Origin of the sequence: Herbaspirillum sp. UBA812, assembly GCF_002296545.1 — a bacterium.
In the GTDB taxonomy this organism is placed as follows: Bacteria; Pseudomonadota; Gammaproteobacteria; order Burkholderiales; family Burkholderiaceae_D; genus Herbaspirillum; species Herbaspirillum huttiense.
Map to the genome: position 1 here is coordinate 19,092 of NZ_DBIC01000373.1, position 369 is coordinate 19,460.

The 369-nt window shown below is 57.7% G+C and carries 1 protein-coding gene; it reads left to right on the top strand.

From position 1 onward, the window contains the following. Positions 1 to 290 (top strand): TolC family protein (locus B3873_RS24625; RefSeq protein WP_286869636.1); only part of this gene is annotated, 290 nt, incomplete at its 5' end. Positions 291 to 369 lie beyond the last annotated feature (79 nt).

A 369-nucleotide genomic window follows, 5' to 3' on the forward strand; every position in this document is an offset into this window, starting at 1 on the left:
TCCGCGAAGTGGCCGATGCCCTGGTGGCACGCGGCACGCTGGACGATCAGGTCAAGGCGCAGGAAGCTTTCCTGGCGGCCCAGCAGGAACGTCTTAAGCTGACCGAACTGCGATTCAAGAACGGGATTGCCTCTTCGCTGGATCAGCTTGATGCGCAGCGGGACTTGTTCTCGGCGCAGCAGGCATTGATTCAGGCGCGGCAGTTGCGCTTGAACAATGCGATTGATCTGTACAAGGCGTTGGGTGGTGGCCTCAATGAAAATACGGTGAGCGTGGCGGCCAAGCAGTAAGCGACAAACCAACTGCCATTCATCGTTCGGACGCCGAAAACGCCGAAGCAAAAAGAGCAGACCTGAGGGTCTGCTCTTT